Raw genomic sequence first — 26,129 nt, 5'->3', positions numbered from 1 at the left:
TCTCTCCATGAGCGTCGATATCGGTGGCCGGCTGCGATTCATTCGCGCGCAGCAGAAGCTGTCGCAGCGCGAACTCGCCAAGCGGTCCGGCGTCACCAATTCGACGATCTCGCTGATCGAGTCCAACCAGATGAACCCATCCGTCGGGGCGCTGAAGCGCATCCTCGATGGAATTCCGATGGGACTGGCGGAATTCTTCGCGCTTGAGCCGGAGCGCCGCCGCAAGGTGTTCTACCGCTCCGACGAACTGACCGAGATCGGCAAGAAGCCGATCTCCTATCGCCAGGTCGGCGACAATCTGTTCGGCCGCAGCCTGCAGATCCTGAAAGAGCGCTACGAGCCCGGCAGCGACACCGGCCGCGTGCCGCTGGTGCATGACGGGGAGGAAGGCGGCATCGTGGTCTCCGGCAAGCTCGAGGTCACCGTCGATGACGAGCGCCGCATCCTCAATCCCGGCGACGCCTATTATTTCGAAAGCCGCCGCCCGCATCGCTTTCGCTGCGTCGGCGGCAAGCCCTGCGAGGTGATCAGCGCCTGCACCCCGCCGACGTTCTGAACGTGGCAGGCGCCGCGCGGCGCCTCACAGATTCCGGGTCTGCTTGTCGCCCCAGGCGATGGCCGCAGCGATCGTCACGAATATCGCCGTCACGCCAATAACGACCAGGATGGTATCGAGGGTCATGGCTTCTCTCCGTGGCTGATGGAGAAAAGCTAGCGGATTGCCGCCGCAGTGCTTTGCGCTCGATCAAATCCGAAAGGATGGTAGGCCTAGGCCATCGCCAGCCGCTGCCGCGAGCGGATCAGCAGCATCAGCATGATGGTGACGTTGAGCGCGTTCCAGGCGAGCCCGTTGGCGAAGGCGGCGGCGTAGGAGCCGGTGGCATCGAAGATCACCCCGGAAATATAGCCGCCCAGCGACATGCCGATCACCGAGGCGAAGATCACGATGCCCACCCGGGTGGCGGCCTCCGCGGCCGGCATCGCCTCGCGGATGATGATGGCGTAGCTCGGCACGATGCCGCCCTGGAACAGGCCGAACATCGCCGAGATGATGTAGAGCGAGGTCAGGCTGTCGAAGAATAAATAGAACAGCAGCGCCGTGCCCTGCGCGACCGAGCCGAGCAGCAGCGTACGGATGCCGCCGATCCGGTCGGCGAGAAAGCCGGAGCCGATGCGGCTGATGATGCCGAAGCCGAGCATCAGGGACAGCATCTCGGCGCCGCGCGCCACGCCATAGCCAAGGTCGCCGCAATAGGCGACGATATGCACCTGCGGCATCGCCATCGCCACGCAGCAGGCGATCGCGGCCAGCGACAGGATCGCCGTCAGCGCGTTGGTGGAGAGCCGCACATTGACGCGCGGCGGCGCCGCGTTGAGATGGCTGCGCCGGCTCGCCGCGCCCGTCAGGCGCCGCAGCACCAACAGCGCGACCGTCATCGCCACCGCCGTGAAGATGCCGATCGCGACATGCGTGGTGCGCCAGCCGAACTGCTGCATGCCGAGATTCACCAGCGGCGGCCAGATCGTGCCGCCGATATAGTTGCCGCTGGCGGCGATCGCGACCGCGAGTCCGCGGTAGCGGTCGAACCAGTGCGAGGCTTCCGCCATCAACGGCCCGAAGGTCGCCGATGACGACAGTCCGATCGCGAAATGAAACAGGATGAACGACCAGATCGACGGCGAGTAGCCGGCGCCAATATAGCCGAGCCCGAGGATGCCGATCCCGAGCCCGATCGCGGTGACGATGCCGTAGCGATCGGTGATCTTGCCGGTCAAAACCCCGCCCGAGCCGAAGCCGATCATGACGAGGGTGAATGCGAGCGAGGCGGTCCCTCGCGTGGCGGCGAAATCCCCCTGCACCACCGGCAGCGCCACCACCACGGACCACATACCGACGCTGCCGAGCGCGCCGATCACCACGGCGACAGCGAGCCGCAGCCATGCCCGGCGCGAATCGGGAATGAACTGGTCCGAATTTGGGCTGATCTGAGAAGGAATTTCCACGGCGAGGCCAAACTTCGTCGCGAATTGCCTCCTGGTCAAGCGCTTTGGCGAAATATTGGGCATGCGGAAATGCCCTCCGCCACTCCCGTCATTCCGGGGCTCGCGCAGCGAGAACCCGGAATCCACTTCACCACCGTGCCTGCGGCCCAATGGATTCCGGGCCTGCGCCTCACGGCGCATCCCGGAATGACGGCATTCTCACGCTGCCACCAACTTCGTGAGCAATAGGGCCCTTCCAGCAACCATCCAACTATGCGAAACTCGCACCGTGGATATCCGCCAACTGCTCAAGCTCCTGGTCGCGCTGCTGGTGACGGCAAGCCTGACCCTGGCGCCGCTCGCCACCCCGGCCGCGGCGGAGCATATGCTGTCGTCCGCTGGCATGCAGATGGCGGACGATCAGGACATGGCGGACATGCCCTGCTGCCCGGACAAAGAGAAGAGTCCGGCTTGCCAGGATTGTCCGCTGGTTGCGATCTGCATGATGCAGGTCATGCTGGCCGGCCCATCGACCAGCATGGTGGACGTGATCCGACGGCCGGGCGAACAGCTCCGTCCGCTCAACGACATCATCGCAGACGGGCTGGCGCGCCCACCTCCCGACCACCCCCCTCGAACTTTGGCCTGACCGGCGTCACGGCGCCGAGCGCTGCCGCGTGGCTTGAGACGCCGCGCGGATGACACGTGCTGCGCGAGCAGCAGACCAAAGCAATCGAGGAATGGAAAAATGAAATCGTTCAACACCAAGCGCGCCGTCTCGGCAGCGCTCATCGGCATGGCCATGCTGGGCACGGCCGGCACCGCGCGGGCCGAGATCAAGGACTACGAATTCCAACTGGTCGATCAGACCGTCCAGGCGGGAGCGGACAAGATCATCACGGTTCGGCTGGTCAACAAGAAGACCGGCAAGCCGGTGCCGGATGCCGTGATCTTCGCCACGCGGCTGGATATGGCCCCCGACGGCATGCAGGAGATGGCGACCAAGGTTACCGCCGTGCCCGGCGGCGAGCCCGGACTGTACAAGTTCAAGGCCACCCTGGGCATGGCCGGCCGGTGGCAGCTTTCGCTCGGCGCCAAGGTGCAGGGCGAAACCGGCGCGGTCGAAAACAAGCTCGTCGTCACGGCGCAGAAATGACCCGCGCCATCATGATCGGCGCCGCCGCTGCGACCTTCGCAGCGGCGGGTCTCGCCATTTTCGCCGGCGGACTTCCGTCGAAGCTCGCGGGTTACACCGTCTCGCACGCGGTCGCCGCCGAAAGCGGCCCGCCTGCGAACGCCCGCAAGATCAAGTACTACCGCAACCCGATGGGGCTGCCGGATACCTCGCCGACACCGAAGAAGGACTCGATGGGGATGGACTACATCCCCGTCTACGACGGCGAGGAGACCGACGACGGCTCGATCAGGCTGTCGCCGGGCCGGATCCAGCGCACCGGCGTCAAGTCCGAGCCGGTGATGCTCCATATCGTCAGCACATTGGTGCGTGCACCGGGGACGATCCAGCTCGACGAGCGCCGCGTCTCCGTCATCGCCATGCGCGCCGAAAGCTATGTGCAGAAGGTCGCCAATGTGACCACCGGCAACCGGGTGACAAAAGGCCTGCCGCTAATGGAGATCTATAGCCCCGCGGTCTCATCGGCCGCCGCCGAATATCTCGCCACCATCACCTCGAAGACCACGGCGACGATCGAAAGCTATGGCCGCGGCTCGCGGCAGCGGCTGATGAATCTCGACGTGCCGGAAGCCGCCATCGCGACGATGGAAAAGACCAAGGCCGTCCCGATCGTGATCGAATGGTCGGCGCCGCGCGACGGCATCGTGCTGGAGCGCAATGCGATCGAGGGCATGCGTGCGCAGCCCGGCGACGTGCTGTTTCGTGTGGCCGACACCTCGCTGGTCTGGGCGGTGGTCGAAGTGGCGGAACGCGATGTCGGCGGCGTGGCTGTCGGCCAGCCCGTCACCGTGCGCGCCCGTAGCTTTCCGGGCCGCGCTTTCGCCGGCAAGGTCAGCGTGATCTATCCGCAGGTGAACCGCGACACGCGCACCGTCCGCCTCCGGATCGAACTCGACAATGCCGACCTCGCGCTGCTTCCCGACATGTATGTCGATGCTGAGATCGAAGTCGGCAGCCAGAACCCCGTGATCGCCGTACCCGACAGCTCCGTGCTCGACACCGGCAGCCGGCAGACGGTCATCATCGACAAGGGCGGCGGCCGGTTCGAGCCGCGCGAGGTCAAGGTCGGACATCGCGGCGGCGGCTATGTCGAGATCACGGAGGGTGTCAGCGAAGACGACATCGTCGTGACCTCGGCCAATTTCCTGATCGACGCCGAGAGCAATCTCAAGGCGGCACTGAAGGGCTTTTCCGATGCACGCAGTGTGCAGGAAACATCCTCGACCAGCGGCATGGGAGGACAGCCATGATCGCCCGCCTCATCGCCTGGTCGGCACGTAACCTCGTGCTGGTGCTGTTCGGCACCGGCTTCGCCGCGGCGGCCGGGCTCTATGCGCTCCTTCATCTGCCGCTCGATGCCATCCCTGACCTCTCTGACACCCAGGTGATCGTCTACACCGAATATCCGGGCCAGGCGCCGCAGGTGATCGAGGACCAGGTCACCTATCCCTTGACATCAGCAATGCTGACGGTGCCGAAGTCGAAGGTGGTGCGCGGCTTCTCGTTCTTCGGCGTCTCCTTCGTCTATGTGATCTTCGAAGACGGCACCGACATCTATTGGGCGCGCTCGCGCGTGCTCGAATTCCTCAATGGCGCATCCTCGCGCCTGCCGGCCGGCGTAACGCCGACGATCGGGCCCGACGCGACGGGCGTCGGCTGGGTTTACCAATACGCCGTGATCTCGAAAGAGCTGAACCTCGCCGACACCCGCACGATCCAGGACTGGAATCTGAAATTCGCGCTCGCCAAGGCCGAAGGTGTCGCAGAGGTCGCCAGCATCGGCGGCTTCGTGAAGCAGTACAACGTGATCCTCGATCCGCAGCGGATGCGCGACCGCGGCATCACCATGCAAAGGATGCGCGAGGCGATCCGCGCCAGCAACGCCGATGTCGGCGGCCGCACCGTCGAATTGTCCGAATTCGAATACGTCATCCGCGGCAAGGGCTACATCAAGGATGTCAACGACCTCGGCAATATCGTGCTCAAGGCCACCAACGGCACGCCCGTGCTGCTGCGCGATGTCGCCCGCGTCGAGCTCGGCCCCGACGAGCGGCGCGGCATCGCCGAGCTCAATGGCGAGGGCGAGGTTGCAAGCGGCATCGTGCTGCAACGCTTCGGCGTCAATGCGCTCGACGTCATCGAGAACGTCAAGAAGCGTTTCAAGGAGATCGCAACCAGCCTGCCGAAATCGGTCGAGATCGTGCCGGTCTACGACCGCTCGAACCTGATCAATGCCGCCATCGATACCTTGAAGCACACGCTGGTCGAGGAGAGCATCGTCGTCGCCGTCGTCTGCATCGTGTTCCTGCTCCATGTCCGCAGCGCGCTGGTCGCGATCCTGATGCTGCCGGTCGGCGTGCTGATGGCGTTCGGCGCGATGAAGCTGCTCGGCATCGGCTCCAACATCATGAGTCTCGGCGGCATCGCCATTGCGATCGGCGCCATGGTGGACGCCGCCATCGTCATGATCGAGAACGCCCACAAGCATCTCGAGCGGGCCAGGCCCGGCCAGTCCCGCGTCTCGATCCTGATCGACGCCGCCGCCGAAGTCGGGCCGGCGCTGTTCTTCAGCCTATTGATCATCACCGTCTCCTTCATGCCGATCTTCACGCTGGAATCGCAGGAGGGCCGTCTGTTCAGCCCGCTTGCCTTCACCAAGACGTTTGCGATGGCGGCCGCCGCGCTGCTCTCGGTCACGCTGGTGCCGGCGCTGATGGTGATCTTCGTCCGCGGCAAGATCGTTCCGGAGCACAAGAATCCGATCAACCGCTTCCTGATCTGGATCTATCGGCCCATCATCAAGGGCGTATTGCGTGCCAAGACGCTGGTCGTGCTGCTCGCGCTCGCCGTCCTCACTGTGACGGTCTGGCCGGCGCGGCAGCTTGGCACCGAATTCATGCCGAACCTGAACGAAGGCACCCTGCTCTACATGCCGACCACGCTGCCCGGCATCTCCGTGACAAAAGCCGCCGAGCTGATGCAGATGCAGGACCGCATCATCCGCTCGTTCCCCGAAGTTGCCTCAGTCTACGGCAAGGCCGGACGGGCGGCGACCGCGACCGATCCCGCGCCGACCGAGATGTTCGAGACCATCGTCAACCTCAAGCCCAAGGAGCAATGGCGGGCGGGAGTCACCGTAGACAGCCTGATCGCGGAGATGGACAAGGCGCTGCAGTTCCCAGGTGTCTCCAACGCCTGGACCATGCCGATCAAGGCGCGCATCGACATGCTTTCGACCGGCATCCGCACGCCGATCGGCGTGAAAGTCGTTGGTACCGACCTGGTCGAGATCGATCGTCTCGCCAAGCAGATCGAGCAGGTTCTGAAGGCAGTCCCGGGAACATCATCGGCTTATGCCGAGCGCGGCATCGGCGGCTATTATCTCGAGATCACGCCGGACCGCACGGCGCTCGCGCGCTACGGCATGTCGGTCCAGGACGTACAGGATACGATCGCAACCGCGCTCGGCGGACAGACGGTGACGACGACAGTCGAAGGCCGGCAGCGCTTCACTGTCAATATGCGCTATCCGCGCGATCTCCGTGACAATCCGAAGGCGATCGGGAGCGACGTCCTGGTGCCGATGCCGGCGGGAGGCGCGGTGCCGCTCGGCGAGGTCGCGACCATCCAGCCGGCACGCGGGCCGACCTCGATCCGCACCGAGAACGGGCAGCTTGCGACCTACATCTATGTCGACATCCGCGACCGCGACCTCGGCGGCTACGTCACTGAGGCGCAGCATGCGGTGCAGGCAAGCGTCCAGTTTCCGCCGGGCTATTATGTGATCTGGAGCGGCCAGTACGAATATCTCGAACGCGCGATGGCCCGCCTGAAGATCGTCGTGCCGGCAACGCTCCTGATCATCTTCCTCCTGCTCTACCTCAACTTCCGCTCGGTCACCGAGACGGGCGTTGTCATGCTGTCGCTGCCTTTCGCGCTGGTCGGCGGTCTCTGGCTGATGTGGTGGCTCGGCTTCAACCTTTCGGTTGCCGTCGCGGTCGGCTTCATTGCGCTCGCGGGCGTTGCCGCCGAGACCGGCGTCGTGATGCTGATCTATCTCAACCAGGCGCTGGCCGAGATCAGGGAGCGTCGCGCCGTCGAGGGACGCGCGTTGACTAGGGCCGACCTGCGCGATGCCATCATGGAAGGCGCGGTCGAGCGCGTGCGGCCGAAGATGATGACGGTGGTTGCGATCATGGCCGGACTGCTGCCGATCATGTGGAGCACCGGCACGGGCTCGGAGATCATGCAGCGGATCGCGGTGCCCATGATCGGTGGCATGGTCTCCTCGACGCTGCTGACGCTGATCGTGATCCCCGCGATCTTCGGCATCGTCAAAGGCTTCGGCCTGCCTTCCGACGATCAGGACCAATCACTGCCGCCGGCCGCAGCACCGGCGACGGCGAGCAAGGCGCGCGTTCCGGAGCCGGCCGAATGACGCGAGCCGAAGCGCGCGCCTGACCTCATCTTGCCAGCGGCTTCCCCGCCGTCTCGGGCGCCATCGCGATGAAGGGCAGGCCGACCACGTAGATCAGCGACAGCAGCGAGATCGCGAGCGGATAGCTCCCGGTCTTTGCGGCGAGCGCGCCGATCAGGGTCGGGCCGGCCGCGCCCAATACGCGTCCCATGCTGAAGGCGAAGCCGGAGCCGGATCCCCGCAAGGCGGTCGGAAACATCTCCGGCAGCCAGATCGTGAACAGGCCAAACACGCCGTTGGTGAAGAAGCCGAGCACGGGAAGCAGGACCAGGAACAGCGCGAGATTGTCGAGACGCGCGATGGCGATCTCGTAGCTCACCACCACCGAGATCAGCGAGCCGATGAAGAACAGCACCGCCGTCCGGCGGCGGCTCGCGAGATAGCCGGTGATCCAGGGCATCAGCAGGCAACCGGCCAGCGTGCCGACATTGGTGATGAGACCGGCCACCGCGCCCATCTGCTGCGCATGCGCTGGCGTCGCGCCCGCCGCGGTGAGCTTGGTGATGATGACCGTCGGCGCCCAGAAGTTGGATGACCATAGGCCGAAGATGATGCAGGCCATCATCAGCGCTGCCGCCCATGTGGTGCGCGCTTGCGCGCCCGAGAACAGCGCCGCAAGCGAGGTCTTCGTCCTGGATGCGCGGCTGTGCGCCGGCTCAGGAATATTTCTGCGCAAGTACGCGATCAAGAGCGCAGGCAAGATGCCGAGCATGAACATGCCGCGCCAGCCGAGCAGGCTTCCCCCGATCAGCGTGACGGCTGCGGCGAGAAACAGTCCGGTCGGCGTTGCCGTGTGCAGCCAGCCAGCGAGCCGCACCCTTGTGTGTTCGGGCACGGATTCCTGCAGCAGCGGCGTGCCCGCCGCCCATTCGCCGCCGACACCGAAACCGGCCATGAAGCGAAACAGGGCGAACATGACGACGCCGGTCGCAAGACCGCACAGTGCCGTGAACAACGAATAGACCAGCACCGTCCAGCACATGATCCGGACCCGGCCATAGCGGTCAGCCGCCCAGCCCCACACCATCGAGCAAGCCCAGCCGAGCATGAAGATCGAGAACAGGAGGCCGCCATAAATGCCGATATTGGCGTGATTCGCCTCGATCCCGCTCGCCGGCAACAATTCCGAGAGCGCGCCGACCAGGATGTAGCTGTACATGGAGGAGTCGAAGCCATCGAGCATCCATCCGGACCAGGTCGCCCAGAACACTTTCCTGGGCGATACCGCCCCGCCCTCCGCGACCTCCGACGCTATCATCTCAACGGCACTCTCGGTCATGTTTCCTCCACGTTTCTTTTTCGGGCGGACTATGACCGCGTTTGTACGATGCGACATCTCCGGCAAATGGGACGGAGGCATCTTGTGGGAGAATGGCAGCGGGCTGCGACGCCGTGCGCAGGCGAGCGCGATTTTTTCGAGGGGACCGGGACGCAATAAAGCAATATACAGGCCGTGAACAAAGTCGGCGCCGGGTTCGTTGTATCGACAGCGGCGCAGCAAAGGTGAAAGCGAGACGGCCGTGCGAAGGATTGAAGACCAGGGTTTCCTGCTGCTGCTGTTCGTCGTCACCCTGGCGTTCGCCTGGATCCTGCAGCCGTTCTATGGCGCGGTGCTCTGGGCCATCGTCGTGGCCGTCATCTTTGCGCCGGCCAACCGGAGGATATTGAGATCGGTGGGCGGAAGGGAGACCCTCGCCGCCTCGATCACGGTCCTGCTTATCATCGCGATGGTGCTGCTGCCGCTCGCGATCATCGCGACCTCCCTGGCTCGAGAAGCTGCCGGTCTTTACGCAAAGATCCAGTCCGGGGAGTACAACTTCTCCGCCTATGTCCAGCGGGTTTTCGATGCGCTGCCTGCGTGGGCGACCGGCTGGCTGGATCGCTTCAACCTGGGCGATCTTTCGGCCCTGCGCGAAACGTTGACGTCCGGCCTCATGAAGGGCGGACAGGTCCTGGCGCCTCAGGCGCTCAGCATCGGGATGAACACATTCGATTTCGTCATCAGCCTGGGCATCATGCTGTATCTTCTGTTTTTCCTGTTGCGCGACGGCAAGGCAGTGGCTGATAGGATCAGGGAGGCCGTTCCACTCGAGGCCGATCGGAAGTCCGCGCTGTTCACGCGCTTCGCCGATGTCGTCCGCGCCACCGTCAAGGGTGGCGTGCTGGTCGCGATGGCCCAGGGCGCGCTCGGCGGACTGGCGTTCTGGTTCTTGGGCGTTCATGCGCCGATCTTGTGGGCCGTGCTGATGGCCTTCCTGTCGCTATTGCCGGCGATCGGCGCCGGACTGGTCTGGATTCCTGTTGCCATCTATTTCCTGGCCACCGGCGCCATATGGCAGGGCCTCGGTCTTATTGCCTATGGCGTGCTCGTCATCGGCCTGGTGGACAATCTGCTGCGTCCCTTCCTGGTCGGCAAGGGCACCAAGCTGCCCGATTACGTCGTGCTGATCTCCACGCTGGGCGGAATCGAAGTCTTCGGTCTGAACGGCTTCGTCATCGGCCCGTTGATCGCCGCCATCTTCATGGTGAGCTGGGAAATCTTCGCCACATCGAGGCGGACGTCAGGCGATAACGCGTAGCGCGTAGGATGGGTAGAGCGCAGCGAAACCCATCATTCATGCCGCTTGCTCCATCGCGATGGGTTTCGCTTCGCTCTACCCATCCTACTCCTTGTCTCGCTACTCCGCGGCCACGGCGATAGGCACTCTCCCCTCGTCACTCAGCCCGGCAAACCGGCGCAAGGCTTCGGCCATCCGTACACGTCCGCTGACGCCGGTGATGATCACGTCGACCATGGTGAAGGAACAGTGGAAGTGACCTCGCGCGTTGAGCTGCTCGACCGGCACGCCGGCAGCGGCGAGCGCTTCGGCATACGCCATGCCCTCGTCACGCAGCGGGTCGAACTCGCAGGTCACCACGAAGGCCGGAGGCAAGCCCTCCAGCTTGCCGCGTAGCGGCGAGGCGCGCGGATCGGTGCGGTCGCCGGGCGAGCAGTAGAGATCCCAGAACCAATACATCAGCGAACGCGTCACGAAATAGTCCGTCGCATTCTCGGCATACGACGGCCTTTCGAACGTGCAGTCGGTGACCGGGGTCAGCAGGAGCTGGCCCGCAATCTCAGGGCCGCCGCGATCGCGCGCCAATTGGCAGGTGACCGCCGCGATGTTGGCACCGGCACTCCAGCCGGCGACCAGCACCGGTCCTGGCGCACCGCCGAGCTCGGGCGCATTCTCGGCAATCCAGCGCGTCGCGGCAAAGCCGTCCTCCGCTGCCGTCGGGAAGCGGTGCCAGGGTGCATGCCGATAGCCGACGCTGACGAAGATCATTCCGCTGCGCCGGCACATGTCGCGGCAGAACGGTTCGTCCGATTGCTCGTCGCCGAGCACCCAGCCGCCGCCGTGGAAATAGACCACGATCGGATGCGGTCCCGGCGTCGCCGGCCGATAGAGCCGATAAGGCAGCGGACCGTCATTGCCGGGAAGCGTGCCGTCGACGATCTCGCCGACCGGCCGGCCCGCGGGACGGCCCTTGTTGAACTCGTCGAGGAAGTCGCGCGCGCCCTGGGCGCCGAGGGACTCGATCGGCGGCAACTTCATATCCGCCAGCAGGTTCAGCACCAGCCGCACATCCGGCTGCAGGCGAACGACCTCGCCGTCATTGCATTGCTCGGCAACGTTGGGACCCGTGAGCCTGAAGCCGAGCATGCCGCGGCTGACGATCTCGTTGCAGATGCTGCGATACGGGCCGACGCCGCCGGTATAGGGCATCACGCCGCGCGCCTTGCCCGGAACGTTCGCGCCCGTGTACCAGGTGTTGGCGAGCCGGTGCAGCGTGACCGTCGCGCAGTCGGCCATGTGCCGCGCCCAGCCGGCCTGCGCCGTCTCGGTGGCTTCCATCGTGGTGAAGCCCGCTTCGCGCAATGCGGTCAATCGATCGACCACCCAGTCGATGTGCTGCTCGATCGACACCGCCATGTTCGACAGCACCGACGGGCTGCCCGGCCCCGTGATCATGAACAAATTGGGAAATCCGGCAACGGTGAGCCCGAGATAGGTCTGCGGTCCCTGAGCCCAGACGTCGGACAGCGATTTTCCATCACGCCCCGTGATCGGATGCACGGCCTTGATGGCGCCGGTCATGGCATCGAAGCCGGTGGCGAACACGATCACATCGAGATCGAAGCTGCGCTTGTCGGTCGTGATGCCGGTCGCGGTGATCTCCTTGATCGGCTCCTGCCTCAAATTCACTAGCGTGACGTTGGGACGGTTATAGGTGGCGTAATAGTTGGTATCGAGGCAGGGACGCTTGGCGCCGAACGGATGATCGTGCGGAGTGAGCGCCTCGGCCGTATCAGGATCCTTCACGGCCGCACGGATCTTCTCGTGAATCAGTTCGCTGACCAGCGCGTTCCCATCGACGTCCACGCCCTGGTCGGCCCAGAGTTGCGTGAGCACGTGAACGAGATCGCCGGCGGCCCACGCCTTTTCGAAGCGCTCGCGCCGCTCGGCATCGCTCAACTGCCAGCTGACGACAGTTTGCTGCGGATATGGCACGCCCGTGAGCGACCAGCGCGCCTGCTCGCGGTAGCCGGCGCGATCGGCCTCCAGCATGGAAAGCCGATCAGCCGGCCGAGGGCCGTTGTGCGCGGGCAGTGCGAAATTCGGCGTGCGCTGGAAAACCGTGAGATGCGCCGCCTGCTCCGCGATCAACGGGATCGACTGGATCCCCGACGATCCCGTGCCGATGACCGCGACGCGCTTGCCGGCAAGATCGACGCCGTCATGCGGCCAGCGGCTGGTGAAATAGACGTCGCCCTTGAACTCCTTGACGCCATCGATCTCCGGCGGCTTGGGCGACGAGAGACAGCCCGTGGCCATGATGTAATTGCGGCAGGAGACGGCTGCGCCATTGTCTGTCGTGAGCAGCCAGCGTTCGATGGACTCATCCCACATCGCCGCCGTGACTTTGGTGCCAAAGCGGATATGGCGCCTGAGATCATAACGATCAGCGACGAAGCCGAGATAGCGCAGGATTTCAGGCTGCGTCGCGTATTTCTCCGACCATTGCCACGCGCGTTCCAGCTCCGGATCGAACGTGTAGCTGTAGTCGATGGTCTGAATGTCGCAACGTGCGCCGGGATAGCGGTTCCAGTACCAGGTGCCGCCGACGTCGCCGGCCTCCTCCAATGCCACCGTCGTGAAGCCGGCCTTGGCCAACCGGTGTAAGAGATAGAGACCCGCAAAGCCGGCCCCTACCACTGCGACGTCGACCTGTTGCGCCGTGCCGTTTGTCGCCTCAGAAGCACGTGCTGCAACCATTGCGTCTGGCATGCCATCCTCCCGTGCATTTGATTTTTCGTGAGGCTACATCTGCTTCCCTCGGCTTGTCATCGGACAATTCAATCTTTGGTTGGTGCGCTGCAGCTACTCTTTGTTCTTGTTGGGAAACAGTCGAGCGCGATGACAGACCCTCATGGTGAGGAGCGCGTCTTCGCGCGTCTCCGGACGATGCTTCGCATCGCCTTGAGAACCATGAGGCCCCGATCTCGCCCGGAACTCATCCCTCGAGACGGCCGCAGTGCGGCCTCCTCGGGATGAGGTAGAAGCCGTGGCCCGGATTGGACTTAACGTTGGTGAACCGGCGCCGTCAGCGAGCCCGGCGCAGCATTGGAAACAGCGGCGGCGATGCCCCTACCTGGATCGTGCCGAGGACCTCGAAGCCGTGTCGCTGATACAGCGGGATGTTGGCCGGGTTGGTGGATTCAAGATAGGCCGCGACATGATCCCGATCGAACAGCCGAACGGCGTCCCCCAGCAATGCCCCACCACGGCCTTTGCGTCGATGCGCCGGATCGACGCCGATCAGCGGCAGATACCAATGAGTTTCCTTGGGATGATAGGCCGCCATCCCTTCGAAAACCGCAGCCATCTCGGACTCTCGCCCGGCCGGCATGGTCGCTGCGAGCGCCGCCTCGTCGGGTTCGATGCCCGGCGGCAGCCACAGTGCCGCGCCTGCATAATCGTCGACACAGCGCGCCGTGTCCTGCTCAAAGGCGCGGCCGCCGAATGCGCGCACCAGGGCCGGGAAAGATGCGAGATACTGATCCGGATCCGGATAGGCCCAACGCGTCACCGGATCGGCGCTGAAGGCAAGCACCAAAACGGAAATGGCCCGCTCGATATCGGCGGGCGCAACAGCAGTTACGACGGGACCAGAAACTGCGTTCGCCGGACTCATCACAACACCTCCATCGCGGCCCCATTGCCAGGTTCAAGACCAACATCGAACCACAAATCTGGGGCGTCAATCGGGAGAGGCGGTCAACAAGACGTGCGTGAGAGCGTTTTCGAGCGAAGTGGAAACCGGTTCGCGTGAAGAAAACGCGTCAAAACAAGAATCTAGAGCTTCGGTTCTGATGCAATCAGAACCGAAAATGCTCTAGCGGTTCGTCCGCGAAATGCGCGTCGGCGACGCGGAAAACCGCGTCGCCTCGCCAAGGATTCAGAAACTAACCGTCAGCCGGCCGTTGATCGAGCGCCCCGGCCCTTTGACATTGTAGCCATAGGCCGCCGACGATCCCATCATCGAGACCACCTTGTAGTCGACCAGATCGGCGCCGCCGAGCGGCAGGTAGTAATTCTGATCGAACAAATTGTCGATACCGAGATCGATCCGGACGTGCTGCCATTGATAGCCGGTGCGCAGATTGACCAGCGCGTAGGAAGGCGTCGTCAGTTCGTTGTGAACCTGGCTGACCTGGTCCTTGGAGCCGACGAGCTGCAGTTCGATGCCGTTGGTCCAGCCGCCAATTGCGTGCTCGAACGCAAGCTTCGCGTTGATCGGCATCACGTGGTAGAGGTCGACGCCGTCCTGCCGCCGGCCGCGCACATAGCCGAGCGTTCCGCGCAGCTCGCCCCGGCCGTAGCTCGCATTGTCCCACAAAGCGAGCCGGCCTTCGAGGTTCACGCCATACAGCGTAGCGTCGTGGTTGGCGAAACGCAGATAGACGAAGCCAGTGGTGGCGGTGAGGTTGTCCGGATTGTTGGCAAGGCAACTGCCGGTCGCGCAGCGATCGACGTCGATATAGTCCTGGACGTAGCTCGCATAGGGAGTGACGCTGAAGCTCCAGATCTTGTGCGCCGGATCGTGCCAACCTGCGGTGAAGCTCACCGTGTGCGCCTTTTCCGGCTTCAGGTCGAGATTGCCGACATAGCCGTTGCCGTCGCCGAACCACCCGATCATCTGCATGGCCATGGCGTTGGTCGACCAGGCATAGCGTTCGTAGAGGTTCGGCGAGCGTGTCTTGCGCGCAAAGCCGAGTTCGTAATGGCTGAACTGATCGGGCTCATAGCGCACCAGGGCGGAGCCATCGAAATGAACGTCGGTCCGGGCCCGATCCTGGGCATTGAAGGCGGCGGCATCCGCGCCATACATCATCGCATTGTACCCATGGACGTCACCGGTGTTCATCCACACCACGTCGTTGCGCAAGCCGACGATGGTGGTCCAGTTGCGGTCCCAGTGCCGCTCCCATTCGGCGAAGGTGCCGACGCGGTCGCGCTGGCCACCATTGAGGTTGATGAAGCTGTTCGGCCCCATCATCATCGAGCCCGCAACCGGATCCCACCAGTCGTCAATCCGGTTGAGCGTCAGCTCATTGCCGACCCGCAGCAGGTCGATGTTGGACGCCGCGAACGTGGCTTTGACGGCGTATCCGCCATCGATCCCATCGGTGTCCATCGGCATGTCGCCGGTCTTGTCCGGCGCAATGAAGCCCATCGTATGCCGGATCTGATGGACGAACGCGCTGGCCTCCAACTTGCCCCAGTCGAAGTCTCCTTCGTAACGGCCGTTCGCGTACAGGCCGCGGTTGTAGACCATGTCCATGTACTGATTGACGTAGCCCTGATAGGGGATGAACTGGCCGCCGACCTGGAACGTGAACAGGTTGCCAAAGGTACGCTTGGAAATGCTGAGCGCGTGGTTCTGGGTCTCGTAGAGCGTCGATTTGATAGTGCTGCCGTCGCCCGCCTTGTAGTTGCCGGAGCGCACCCAGCCGCCGGTGTAGGTGACGCTGGTATCACGACTAGCGAGCGTTGCGGTGGCATCGACGCCGTAGGCATTGCCGTTGCTGCGGAAGAAGCCTGAGACGGTTGCGGTCGATAGCCACCCGGACGGATCGTTCGCGAACACAGGAGACGCGGTCGTGACGTCGATGCGCGCCCCGATGTAGTCGCCGCCGGTGCTGACCGGCGCGATGCCGAGATAGGCTCGCATCTTCGCGATCATGGTGGGATTGACGAAAGACAGCGGCGGATTCATTTCGTTCGGACATGCGGGGCTGATCAACATGCTGTTGATCGCGACCTGGACCCGGTCGGCGCCGAACCCGTTGATCGCGGGCAGGCTCGATACGCCGCCGGCGCCCCACACCGCACCTCCCGGCAATTCCGTGACGAGCGAAGCTGAATCGCTGGTCGACAGACCCCGATCGAACGCGGTCCGCGCCGTCACAGTCGCGTTGCCCGCAGGCTGCGGCGGATACTCGGCCGGGCGCTGGGATGCCTCCGCGAGATGGCCCGCCGCGGGACTCGTCGGACGACGCGCGTTCGATCGTTGATGCGCGGAATGTCGTCGATGCGGTGCGGCAACGTCGACCGGGGGAAGCGTATGGGCCGACTGTGCCGCGACGCTCGTCACGGCCGGCGGCGCCAGCGTGATGGTGGCGGTCAGCGCCGATGAGATGAGGGCGCTGGACAGGTAGAGAGTGGATCGGCCAAGGCCGGACGAAGGCTTGCTCATGATGATAAGGACTCGGGTGTGGCGCGGCATCGCCGCGCATAGGGGTGACGCCCCTGCCCGGCGATCGGGCCGGACAGGCAAACGAAATCGGGACATGCCTTCGCGCGCCGTCGAGGACGGCGATCGAGCGATGCATGTTGGTTGAAGGAAAAGGCGTCGCGTTTCGATGAATTGTCGAAGCGGCGGCGCCGGCTCGCCTTACGACATCGAAGGCGGTGCGCGCGCCTGCGTGTTGGAGCCTGCGCGGGAGGCGACATCGGTATGTCTGCGCGCGTGCCAGACCATCCGGACCGGTTGCCGATATGGCGTCGCGAACACGATGGCCTGCGGCGCATCAAATGACGCATTTGCCTGAGCCGCGCAGCAAATCAGACAGGCGATGCCATGCGCGCGCTGGCTGGCATCTCGATTGGCGTTTGCTGCCGACGCGACTGAATCGCTGTGACAGATTTCAGCAAAGCCGACCGGATCGGAAATGGCGATGGCCGCGGCCCAGCAGGTGGCGATCGGCGCCAGAACCTGAACCGCCAGCGCGATCAGAACGATCGGAAGAAATCTTTGCAACCGCTGCCGCATCAGCCCCACCCCATCAAGTTCCTAACACCCGAGGGTTTCAGAGTCGAGATAAGGCATTTCGGCCACCGCATTTCCTCGTCGCGAATCTACGTGTCGCAGATCGGCAGGGAGGTATCTTTGATCTAGCTCACACTGCCGACAATTGAGAGTATTGCAGACACCGCATGGCGAGCCGGTTCGCTGCATCAGGCCGCCGCCAGATTGGCCGCGGGAGCGTCGAGTGGCGCGGAACCGGTCGGAACCATCAGATCAAGGATTCGTCAGGACTACCGACGCATCGCGGCATCGATTGACATGGCCGGCCGCAAGGAGTTTATTTCGCCTTCCGGGGATTAAGCGATCTCCCCGCGAGGCGACATGCCCAAGTATCGCGTCCTTAACGATGAGGGACGCAGCATGTCTTCATACACATCCATTTCCCCTGACAAGCTTTCACGACGGATCGGCACCGCCGGTGCGCCTGTTCTGATCGATGTCCGCCTCGATGAGGACTTCGCGGCGGACCCGCGCCTGATCCCGGGCGCGACGCGCCGCTCGCATCTCGACATCAACGACTGGGCACGAGAGCTGGCCGGACGGTCGGCCATCGTCATCTGCAACAAGGGCGAGAAGCTCTCAGAAGGCGCCGCCGCCTGGCTCCGTCACAACGGCATCGCGGCGGAAATCCTCGAAGGCGGCCATCTCGGCTGGAAGCAGGCGGAACTGCCCACCGTGCCCGCCGACAGGATTCCGCAGCGTGACGGGCGCGGGCGCACCGTCTGGGTGACGCGATCGCGGCCTAAGATCGATCGCATCGCCTGTCCCTGGCTGATCCGCCGCTTCGTCGATCCCGCCGCGGTCTTCCTGTTCGTCGCTCCTGCGGAAGTCGCCGCGGTCGGCGAGCGCTTCGCGGCAACGCCGTTCGACATCGAGAATGTGTTCTGGAGCCACCGCGGCGAACTCTGCACGTTCGACGTGATGGTGCAGGAATTCGGCCTGTCGACGCCTGCACTGGAGCGGCTGGCCGTCATGGTGCGCGGGGCCGACACCGCGCGTCTCGATCTTTCTCCGGAGGCGCCGGGCCTGCTCGCGGTCTCGCTCGGCCTGTCGCGCATGTACGACGACGACCTCGAACAGCTCAACGCCGGCATGCTTCTCTACGATGCCTTCTACCGCTGGTGCCGCGACGCAACCAAGGAGACCCACAACTGGCCGACCAGCAAGGTGAAGCCATGACCGCGCTCACCGCCGAATCGAAGGCCACTTCGCACAACGAGGTGCACGGCATCTCTTTTGCCGATGCGCTCGCTGTCTGGCTGCGCGTCGCGATCTTGAGCTTCGGCGGCCCGGCCGGGCAGATCGCGGTGATGCATCGTATCCTCGTCGAGGAGAAGAACTGGATTTCGGAAGCGCGCTTCCTGCACGCGCTCAACTACTGCATGCTGCTGCCCGGACCGGAGGCGCAGCAGCTTGCAACCTATATCGGCTGGCTCCTGCACCGGACCGTCGGCGGGATCGTGGCGGGAGGCCTATTCATCCTGCCTGGCGTTTTCGCCATCATGGCGCTGAGCTACATCTACGCTGCCTACGGCAATGTCGGCTTCGTCGAGGCGCTGTTCTTCGGCCTGAAGGCGGCGGTGCTCGCCATCGTGATCCAGGCGGTGGTCCGCGTCGGCAGGCGTGCGCTCCGCAATCCGGTCATGGTTGCGTTGGCGGCGATTGCCTTCATCGCAATCTTCTTCTTCGGGGTGCCGTTTCCGGTCATCATCGTTGCCGCCGCCATCACCGGCTTCGTTGGCGCGCGGCTCGGAAGGCCGGAGTTCGCAGCCCTCGAACACGGCGGAAAGAGTTCTGCCGTGATCGACAGCATGCTCGGCGAAGCTGTGCCGGATCACGTCCGGCCGAATGCCGCGCGCACCCTGCGTGTGGGCGCGGCATGGCTTGCGCTCTGGCTTGTTCCTGTCTTCGCCTTGCTTATTGCCCTGGGACCGAGCGATGTGTTCAGCCAGATAGCGATCTTCTTCAGCAAGATGGCGATGGTGACGTTCGGCGGGGCTTACGCCGTGCTGGCCTACGTCGCGCAACAGGCCGCCGAATACTATCACTGGGTAACCCCGCGCGAGATGCTCGACGGCCTCGGAATGGCAGAGACCACGCCGGGGCCGCTCATCATGGTGGTCCAGTTCGTGGGCTTCATGGCCGCGTTCCGTGAGGCGAGCGGGCTGTCCCCGATGCTGGCCGGCACACTCGGCGGATTGCTCGCGACCTGGGTCACTTTCACGCCGTGCTTTCTCTGGATCTTCGTCGGGGCGCCCTACATCGAGGCGTTACGCGGCAACAAGGCGCTCGCCGGCGCACTCTCGGCGATCACCGCCGCGGTCGTCGGCGTCATTCTCAATCTCTCCATCTGGTTCGCGCTGCACACGATCTTCCGGCAGACTTTTCCGGTGCAAGGCTTCGGTCTCTTCTTCGATGCGCCGGTACTGCGCAGCGTGGATTGGCCGGCGCTTGCGCTGTCGCTCGCGGCGGCGACTGCGATTTTTCGCTTCAATGTAGGAATGCTTTTCGTCCTCGCAGCGTCCTGCATCACCGGCGTCCTGTGGCGCCTGACTGGCATTATCTGACCGAAGCGCATGTGGCGGCGAGCCGAATGACGATAGCAGTAAACAATGGGCTGGAGGCACAAGCTGGGAGCAAGGACCATGATGCGACTGATCTCTGGCGCAGCCCTTTGCCTGACGATGGCGGGCGTGCTGTCGCCTGCCTATGCCCTGACGCAACAGGAACTCGTCGCGAAGCTCGAGTCGGCCGGCTACTCGCAGGTCGGTGAGATGAAATCGACCGCCGAAGGCATCGTCGTGAAGGCCGTCAAAGACGGCAAGGAGGTCCAGATCGTCGTCGACAGCAGCGGTCAAATCAAGGAACGGCGGTAGGGCCGCGCGCTGCGGTCGCAAGCATCTCGAATACACGAACGCCAACAAGAGGAGCCAATCCCCATGACCACGAAAACTCGTTTTGCCGCCATCGCCGCGACCTTGCTGTTACCGAGCCTCGCATCGGCGCAGTCCGTCGATTGGAACATCTTTGCGGAGCCGTTCATCTCGGAAGCTCACGCGCAGTCGATCGATTGGAAAAAGGTGGACACAGCGCTCGGCAAGACCGCTACCGTCAGCGGAGAGGTCCATCGCTATGGCCTGCCGCGATCCGATCTGCATGTCACGCTCGACGGCGTAACGATCAAGCCCGCGCTCGCGCTCGGCGGCTGGGTGGCCTTCACTCCCATGGATGGTCAGGCGATGGTAATGGGCGATCTCGTCCTGCTCGAATCCGAGATCACGCCAGTCATGACGAAGCTCTTGAACAGCGGACTGGACATCACGGCGGTCCACAACCACATCCTGCGCGCCTCGCCGGCAACGTTCTACATGCATGTCGCCGGACATGGCGATCCGGTGAAGCTGGCTAGCGCGATCCACGAGGCGCTGTCGACCGGCAGCAAGACGCCGTTCGAACCGCCGGCGACATCAGCCGGCCCTGCCCCCACCGTCGACCTCGACACCGCGAAGCTCGACGAGATCATGCACGCCAAAGGGAACGTCACCGGCGGCGTCGATCAGTTCACGATCCCGCGCCGCGAGCCGGCGACCGAAGCAGGCATGACGGTCACCCCCGCGATGGGCGGTGCCAACGGCATCAACTTCCAGCCGACCGGCGGCGGCAAAGCCGCCATCACGGGCGACTTCCTCGTCACCGGCGACGAGGTCAATCCGCTGATCCGAGCCCTGCGCGCCGGCGACATCGAGGTGACCGCGATCCACAGCCACATGCTCGACGAGCAGCCGCGGATGTTCTTCATCCATTTCTGGGCCAACGACGACGCGCAAAAGCTCGCCCGCGGCATCCGCGCCGCGCTCGATAAAACGGCGGTGGCGCAGAAGTGAGAGGGGCCGCCCATGGGTACGCCCGCCGCGATTGGGCCGGGTCCATGATCTCCGCGGCTGCTACTGCTCACGATACGTCCCGCGAGCTCCTTCACGTGGAAGACCTCGTTAAGCGGTACGGCCAGGAGGCGGCGGTCGCGCATGTCTCATTTTCCGTCGCGGCCGGTGAAATCCTTGGCATTGTCGGTCCGAACGGGGCCGGGAAGACGACCTTGCTAGAATCGCTTGTGGGCTTGCTCGCGACGGAGCAAGGCACTGTCTTCTGGTGCGGCGAGGAATTGCCCCCACCGCGAAGAAGGGAAGCGCTGTTCTATCTGCCCGATGGCATACGGCCCTATCAGGACCGGTTCGCGATCGACGTCATGACTTTCTTTGCGCGGGTCTACAAGCGAACGGCAGCGCAGACGGCCGCAACGATCGCTGCCGTCGGGTTGACGCCGGCCCTCGGCAAGCGCGTGCATGCGCTGTCCAAGGGCTACAACCGCCGGCTGCTGCTCGGGCTCGGTCTGCTGACACCGCATGACGTGCTGGTGATGGACGAACCGTTCGATGGCTTCGACATCAGGCAGACGCGCACCATCATCGACGTGATCCGCCAGGAAGCGGCGCGGGGACGCACCTTCATCCTCGCCATCCACCAGCTCGCGGATGCCGAGCGTGCCTGCGACCGCTTTCTGCTGCTCGCCGGAGGAAAGGTACGCGGTATCGGCACTCTCGGCGAATTGCGCGCGATAACCGGGCTGGCGAACGGCTCGCTGGAGGAGATTTTTCTTGCGCTCACCTGAACCACATCTCGCTCGCGAGGCGCCGCTTGCTCCGCTGCTTGCAAAGGAATTGGCCGAGATTGTCTGCGGCCGGGCGCTCTGGACAATGCTGCTCGTCGTCTGTCCATTGATCGGCTACAGCTTCGTTCAAGCCGTCTCGCTCTATGGCGAAGCGAGCGCGTCGGCGCAGCAATCTCCGGTACTGGCGGCAAGCCTGTCGCCGCTCGACGGCGTCCTGGTGCCGACATTCGGCGCGTTCTACGTCGCGGTCACGCTGCTGTTCCCATTCGTGGCGATCCGCGCGCTGGGCCAGGAAAAGGAATCGGGCGCGCTGCGCCTGTTGGTCCAGTTGCCCTATCGATCCTCGACGCTCATTCTTGCCAAGCTGGCCGCCGTGCTCGCGGCCTGGATTCTGGTAAGCATTCCCGCCCTTTCAGCACTCGCGATCTGGGCGATGCTGGGCGGGCATCTTGCGGCGTCCGAGACCGTGAACCTCTTGTTCGGCCATCTGCTCTACGGCCTGCTCGTGGGCGCGATTGCATTATTCGCCGCGACCATTGCCGATAGCGCGGCCACTTCAGCCATCATCGCGCTGGCAGTGACGATCGGATCATGGGTGCTCGACTTCACCCTCGCCGGCCATTCCGGCCTCGCGGCCTTTGTCGCGCAACTATCACTGACGCAGGCGCTGCGCCCGTTCGAACAAGGCTTGCTCTCCGCCGGGCTGGTGCTCGGCGTGACCGGCGCAATCGCAGGCCTGTCCGCCCTCGCGTCCATCTGGTTGCCGCCCGGCGTCCCAACGCAAACCAAGTGCATGCGTTCTGCCCCATGCGTGCTCGCCATCTTGCTGGCGCTCGGTCTGGCGACGCAGATCAGGCAATCGGTCGATGTCACCGAGGACCGGCGAAACTCCTTCCCGGCTGCCGATCAGCGGCTGCTCGCCACGCTCCGGCTGCCTCTGATCATCAAGGTGAATCTCGCCCCCGAGGATCCACGCTACGCCGATCTGCAACGCAACGTGCTGGCAAAGCTCGATCGCGCGATGCCGAACGTCTCGATCATTGTCGCCGGCAGCCATCGCGATGCCGCCAGCCAACCGGCCAATGATGCTTATGGCGAAATCGAATACTCATACGGCGCCCGATCGGATGTCAGCCGCTCGACCAGTCCGCGCGAAGTCCTGCCGCTGCTGTATGCCCTCGCCGGCAAGCAACCGCCCGCGCCCGCACCCAGTGACGAATATCCGGGCTATCCGCTGGTCGCCACGGCAGATGCTGCACTGTTCTGGTTCGTCGGCGGACTACCGCTGTTGATCGCGGGCGCCTGGTGGTGGAGCCGGCGCCCGCCGGCCAAATCCCTGTTCACCTGCAAAGGAGCCCAATGATGACCGCAGGAGGAAGCATCAACCCCATCGCTGCCGCGATGGTTCTCGCAGCGCTGGCGCTGCCGGCACTCGCTGGGCAGCCGACAAAAATCGACTTTGTCGACGAAACCGTGGGCACTGAGCCGAAATCGCTCGTGCCGGTCGTCGGCATCTGGCACATCGAGAGCGATAGCGGCAAGAAGGTGCTTGCGGTGGACGGCCGGCAGTGGAAGGAGGGACAATCGTCTGCCGGGATCGCCGACAAGGCGCGCGCGCTTTATGGCGAGCGCTACGCCGAATTCCTCGATCGGGTCCAGGCCTATGCCTACTTCCCCTACGTGATCGCGCCCAACATCGAAAACTTCACCAACGGCGAGATCACCGTGCGCTTCCAGGGATTGTCCGGCCGCATCGATCAGGGTGCCGGAATCCTGTTCAACCTGAAGCCGAACGGCAACTACCTGACCGTCCGCGCCAATTGTCTGGAAAACAACCTCGTGCTCTGGAAGTTCGAGAACGGCAAGCGCTCGTCGGTCAAATGGGTGCGCAATACGCCGACCGCCACGCGCCAATGGCACGACCTCAAGGTTCGCATCATCGGTACAAAGGTCGAGGGCTATCTCGATGGCAAGCTCTATCTCGAGCACACATTGGCGCAGCCCGTCTCGGGTCGCGTCGGCCTGTGGTCAAAGGCCGATAGCCACGTACAATTCGCCGACTACACCGTCACGGCCGCCGACTGAGAAATACGGTAAACGCTTTTGCCACCGATGAGCGCATCATCTGCGGACGGAAGATCGCGCTCCGATACGCGAGCCTAGGCGGCGACGCGACCGGCCTCCAACTGGAACTCCAACTCCTCGATAAGCTGCGCCAACCGTTCGCGCGTAAACAGATCGGTCGGTTCCTGTGCCAGCCTTCGGGTTTGCGCAAGCTTTTGTTCCAACTCTTTACGCTCGCGGCGCAACATTTGGAGCTCCTTGCTATGTGGGCGAAGTCCGTCAAATTGATCGGGAGAAGTTTACAACTTGTTAAAGCGGCGAGCGCTCCGCATCCGACAAACGGGAACCGTTTGCACGGAACTCATGCTTGAACAAAGATGAGATCATGATCCGATTCCGTCTAATCGGTTCATGATCCAGCGTCCCGTTCTCCGTTGCTTCAACGAGTGCAGCCAAAAAACGTAATCCGCCATCCGTTGCGCCTCTGACCCGTGCGTTACGCCATCACTCTCACGCGTGGAAGTTACGATGCGGTGGCTCGACCAACCCACCCCGTGATTCTCGCGTCCTCAGACGCCAAGTGTTGCGGCTGTAACCTTTGCCTGGGCGGGACACACTTCGGTGATGCCGCTCATCGATAACAGCGGCGCTTCGGACTCCTGATAGAATTCGCCGAGGAATATCAGGCAAGCGCCGCCCCACGACGGCGATCGTGCAAGAGGAAGATCATGGCCGACGACCTTGCCGCTCGTGTTCAGGCCAATCAGCAGAAGCTGAGAGCTGAGTTGAAGTCCCACTATGACTTCATCATTTGCGGGTCGGGGTCATCGGGTTCAGTAGTGGCGCGGCGTTTGGCGGAAAATGCCGACGTCAGCGTTCTCCTGCTCGAAGCCGGCGGCAGCGATGACGTGCCTGACATCATGAGCGCGTCGCGTTGGCCCGCCCTTCGCCGTGGCGAACACGACTGGTCCTTCAACGCGATGCCAAATCCTCGGCTGAACGATCGCGCCATTCCCATGTCCATGGGCAAGGTGCTCGGTGGCGGATCCAGTATCAACGTGATGGTTTGGTCGCGCGGCCACAAAGCGGATTGGGATGGCTTCGCGGCGGAAGCCGGTGATGACGGCTGGAACTATCAATCCGTGCTGCAGATCTATCGGCGCATCGAGGACTGGCACGGCGCACCGGATGCAGCCCGCCGCGGCTCCGGGGGGATGGTCTTCGTGCAACCGGCGCCTGATCCGCATCCTCTCGCCGCCGCGATGATCGAGGCCTTTGCCACCGCCGGCGTTCCGACGTTCGATGACCAGAACGGCGTGATGATGGAGGGCCATGGTGGCGCCGCCCTCACCAACCTGTGCGTCCGCGATGGCCGACGGCAATCCATCTTCCGTTCCTATGTCTATCCTATCATGGATCGTTCAAACCTCACGGTCCTGACAGGCGCACTCGTCACTCGTCTAACGTTGGCCGGCAAGCGAGTGACCGGCGTGGAGGTCGCGTATGAGAGCAAGATGCGTCGCATCGGTGCTGGCGAAGTCGTGCTGTCGCTGGGCGCCATTCACACGCCCAAGCTGCTCATGCAGTCCGGTATCGGCGATGAGGCCGAGCTGAAACGCTTCGGCATTCCTCTTGTCCAGCATCTGCCCGGCGTTGGCCAGAACTTCCAGGATCACTTCATGGCACCATGCGTCTGGGAGTCGTGTGGGCCTATTGAACGCCGCAACAATTTGACGGAAGCGACCGCACTTTGGCGCAGTGACTCCGCGCTCGAGGTGCCGGACCTGCAGACGCTCATGGTCGAGGCACCCTATGCCAGTCCGCAGGCCGCCAAGGATCCGCTGCCGCCCGATAGTTGGTCACTGACAAATGCGGTGCTGCGCACCGCCAGCCGGGGCTGCCTCCGACTGACCGGACCCAATCCAGACGACCCAGTCGAGATCGATGCAAACTGCCTCGACGATCCCGCCGATCTGAAGGCGCTGAAGACCTGTGTCGAGTTCTGCAGGGCTATCGGCAATTCACCGGCCTTGCGACCTTTCATGAAAAGAGAACTCGTGCCGGGACCGGTCGACGATTCCGGGCTGGAAACGTTCATCCGTAACGCGACGGTCAGCCACTCGCACCAAACCTGCACTGCCAAGATGGGGCGCGATGCCATGTCGGTGGTCGACCACGACTTGCGCGTTTACGGTCTCGATCATTTGCGGATCGCCGACGGATCGGTCCTGCCGCGGGTGACGACCGGCAATACCATGGCCCCATGCGTCGTCATCGGCGAGCGTGCTGGCGAGTTCCTGAAAGCCACTCACCGCCTCGGGCCATGA

Annotated in this window: 21 protein-coding genes; 14 read left to right on the top strand and 7 right to left on the bottom strand. The window is 63.8% G+C overall.

What is annotated here, in order from left to right:
• Window positions 1-7 precede the first annotated feature (7 nt).
• A complete protein-coding gene (locus tag AC5ZG1_RS21160; protein ID WP_130227448.1) occupies window positions 8-556 on the top strand; it encodes a cupin domain-containing protein in 549 nt (182 codons plus the stop codon).
• Window positions 557-768: 212 nt separating this feature from the next.
• Here AC5ZG1_RS21160 and AC5ZG1_RS21155 read toward each other — a convergent pair whose 3' ends face one another.
• Window positions 769-2,067, bottom strand: coding sequence for an MFS transporter (locus tag AC5ZG1_RS21155; RefSeq protein ID WP_496133976.1), 1,299 nt, complete (start codon window positions 2,065-2,067; stop codon window positions 769-771).
• A 205-nt stretch (window positions 2,068-2,272) separates the two neighbouring features.
• Here AC5ZG1_RS21155 and AC5ZG1_RS21150 point away from each other — a divergent pair, with 205 nt between their 5' ends.
• The 4 genes from AC5ZG1_RS21150 to AC5ZG1_RS21135 all read left to right on the top strand — a co-directional run bounded on the left by AC5ZG1_RS21150 (window position 2,273) and on the right by AC5ZG1_RS21135 (window position 7,616).
• Complete coding sequence (locus AC5ZG1_RS21150; RefSeq protein WP_456642752.1) at window positions 2,273-2,632, top strand: hypothetical protein; 360 nt, start codon at window positions 2,273-2,275, stop codon at window positions 2,630-2,632.
• Between the two features lie 99 nt (window positions 2,633-2,731).
• Window positions 2,732-3,139, top strand: a complete 408-nt coding sequence (locus AC5ZG1_RS21145) for a FixH family protein (protein WP_464344337.1) — start codon at window positions 2,732-2,734, stop codon at window positions 3,137-3,139.
• Window positions 3,136-4,428, top strand: coding sequence for an efflux RND transporter periplasmic adaptor subunit (locus AC5ZG1_RS21140; protein WP_496133975.1), 1,293 nt, complete (start codon window positions 3,136-3,138; stop codon window positions 4,426-4,428). Before AC5ZG1_RS21145 ends, AC5ZG1_RS21140 begins: the two co-directional genes overlap by 4 nt.
• Window positions 4,425-7,616: an efflux RND transporter permease subunit gene (locus tag AC5ZG1_RS21135; protein ID WP_496133974.1), complete on the top strand. Its 3,192-nt coding sequence runs from the start codon at window positions 4,425-4,427 to the stop codon at window positions 7,614-7,616. The genes AC5ZG1_RS21140 and AC5ZG1_RS21135 overlap by 4 nt, the downstream gene beginning before the upstream one ends.
• A gap of 25 nt (window positions 7,617-7,641) precedes the next feature.
• Here AC5ZG1_RS21135 and AC5ZG1_RS21130 read toward each other — a convergent pair whose 3' ends face one another.
• Complete coding sequence (locus AC5ZG1_RS21130; RefSeq protein ID WP_496133973.1) at window positions 7,642-8,934, bottom strand: MFS transporter; 1,293 nt, start codon at window positions 8,932-8,934, stop codon at window positions 7,642-7,644.
• Between the two features lie 241 nt (window positions 8,935-9,175).
• Between AC5ZG1_RS21130 and AC5ZG1_RS21125 the strand changes: the two genes are divergently transcribed.
• Entirely contained in the window at window positions 9,176-10,234 is a 1,059-nt protein-coding gene (locus AC5ZG1_RS21125) for an AI-2E family transporter (protein WP_496133972.1), read from the top strand.
• Window positions 10,235-10,333: 99 nt separating this feature from the next.
• Here the strand turns inward: AC5ZG1_RS21125 and AC5ZG1_RS21120 are convergent, their stop codons facing one another.
• The 4 genes from AC5ZG1_RS21120 to AC5ZG1_RS21105 all read right to left on the bottom strand — a co-directional run bounded on the left by AC5ZG1_RS21120 (window position 10,334) and on the right by AC5ZG1_RS21105 (window position 17,033).
• On the bottom strand, window positions 10,334-12,985 hold the full coding sequence (locus AC5ZG1_RS21120) for a flavin-containing monooxygenase (RefSeq protein ID WP_496133971.1): 2,652 nt from the start codon (window positions 12,983-12,985) through the stop codon (window positions 10,334-10,336).
• A gap of 316 nt (window positions 12,986-13,301) precedes the next feature.
• Entirely contained in the window at window positions 13,302-13,892 is a 591-nt protein-coding gene (locus AC5ZG1_RS21115; protein WP_130227456.1) for a GNAT family N-acetyltransferase, read from the bottom strand.
• 264 nt (window positions 13,893-14,156) lie between these two features.
• Window positions 14,157-16,457 (bottom strand): TonB-dependent receptor, encoded by a 2,301-nt coding sequence (locus AC5ZG1_RS21110; RefSeq protein WP_496133970.1) that lies wholly within the window; start codon window positions 16,455-16,457, stop codon window positions 14,157-14,159.
• Window positions 16,458-16,655: 198 nt separating this feature from the next.
• Window positions 16,656-17,033 (bottom strand): DUF2946 family protein, encoded by a 378-nt coding sequence (locus AC5ZG1_RS21105; protein ID WP_496133969.1) that lies wholly within the window; start codon window positions 17,031-17,033, stop codon window positions 16,656-16,658.
• A 396-nt stretch (window positions 17,034-17,429) separates the two neighbouring features.
• On the opposite strand from AC5ZG1_RS21105, the gene AC5ZG1_RS21100 reads away from it, so the two are divergent.
• The 7 genes from AC5ZG1_RS21100 (at window position 17,430) to AC5ZG1_RS21070 (ending at window position 23,823) form a co-directional block, all read left to right on the top strand.
• Window positions 17,430-18,248, top strand: a complete 819-nt coding sequence (locus tag AC5ZG1_RS21100) for a chromate resistance protein ChrB domain-containing protein (protein WP_496133968.1) — start codon at window positions 17,430-17,432, stop codon at window positions 18,246-18,248.
• Complete coding sequence (gene chrA / locus AC5ZG1_RS21095) at window positions 18,245-19,636, top strand: chromate efflux transporter (RefSeq protein ID WP_496133967.1); 1,392 nt, start codon at window positions 18,245-18,247, stop codon at window positions 19,634-19,636. The genes AC5ZG1_RS21100 and chrA overlap by 4 nt, the downstream gene beginning before the upstream one ends.
• A 78-nt stretch (window positions 19,637-19,714) precedes the next feature.
• Window positions 19,715-19,945, top strand: coding sequence for a PepSY domain-containing protein (locus AC5ZG1_RS21090; RefSeq protein ID WP_409334847.1), 231 nt, complete (start codon window positions 19,715-19,717; stop codon window positions 19,943-19,945).
• A 63-nt stretch (window positions 19,946-20,008) separates the two neighbouring features.
• Window positions 20,009-20,953, top strand: a complete 945-nt coding sequence (locus AC5ZG1_RS21085) for a DUF1259 domain-containing protein (protein WP_496133966.1) — start codon at window positions 20,009-20,011, stop codon at window positions 20,951-20,953.
• 95 nt (window positions 20,954-21,048) lie between these two features.
• Entirely contained in the window at window positions 21,049-21,738 is a 690-nt protein-coding gene (locus AC5ZG1_RS21080; protein WP_496133965.1) for an ABC transporter ATP-binding protein, read from the top strand.
• The gene (locus AC5ZG1_RS21075) at window positions 21,725-23,101 is read left to right on the top strand and encodes an ABC transporter permease subunit (RefSeq protein WP_496133964.1); all 1,377 of its coding nucleotides are present in this window, start codon (window positions 21,725-21,727) and stop codon (window positions 23,099-23,101) included. Before AC5ZG1_RS21080 ends, AC5ZG1_RS21075 begins: the two co-directional genes overlap by 14 nt.
• Window positions 23,101-23,823, top strand: coding sequence for a hypothetical protein (locus tag AC5ZG1_RS21070; RefSeq protein ID WP_496133963.1), 723 nt, complete (start codon window positions 23,101-23,103; stop codon window positions 23,821-23,823). Before AC5ZG1_RS21075 ends, AC5ZG1_RS21070 begins: the two co-directional genes overlap by 1 nt.
• Window positions 23,824-23,897: 74 nt before the next feature.
• Here the strand turns inward: AC5ZG1_RS21070 and AC5ZG1_RS21065 are convergent, their stop codons facing one another.
• Window positions 23,898-24,050, bottom strand: a complete 153-nt coding sequence (locus AC5ZG1_RS21065) for a hypothetical protein (protein ID WP_496133962.1) — start codon at window positions 24,048-24,050, stop codon at window positions 23,898-23,900.
• A 480-nt stretch (window positions 24,051-24,530) separates the two neighbouring features.
• Between AC5ZG1_RS21065 and AC5ZG1_RS21060 the strand changes: the two genes are divergently transcribed.
• Window positions 24,531-26,129, top strand: a complete 1,599-nt coding sequence (locus tag AC5ZG1_RS21060) for a GMC family oxidoreductase (protein WP_496133961.1) — start codon at window positions 24,531-24,533, stop codon at window positions 26,127-26,129.

The sequence above is a fragment of the Bradyrhizobium sp. Leo78 genome (assembly GCF_059512425.1).
This window is presented reverse-complemented; position numbering and strand designations above follow the sequence as displayed.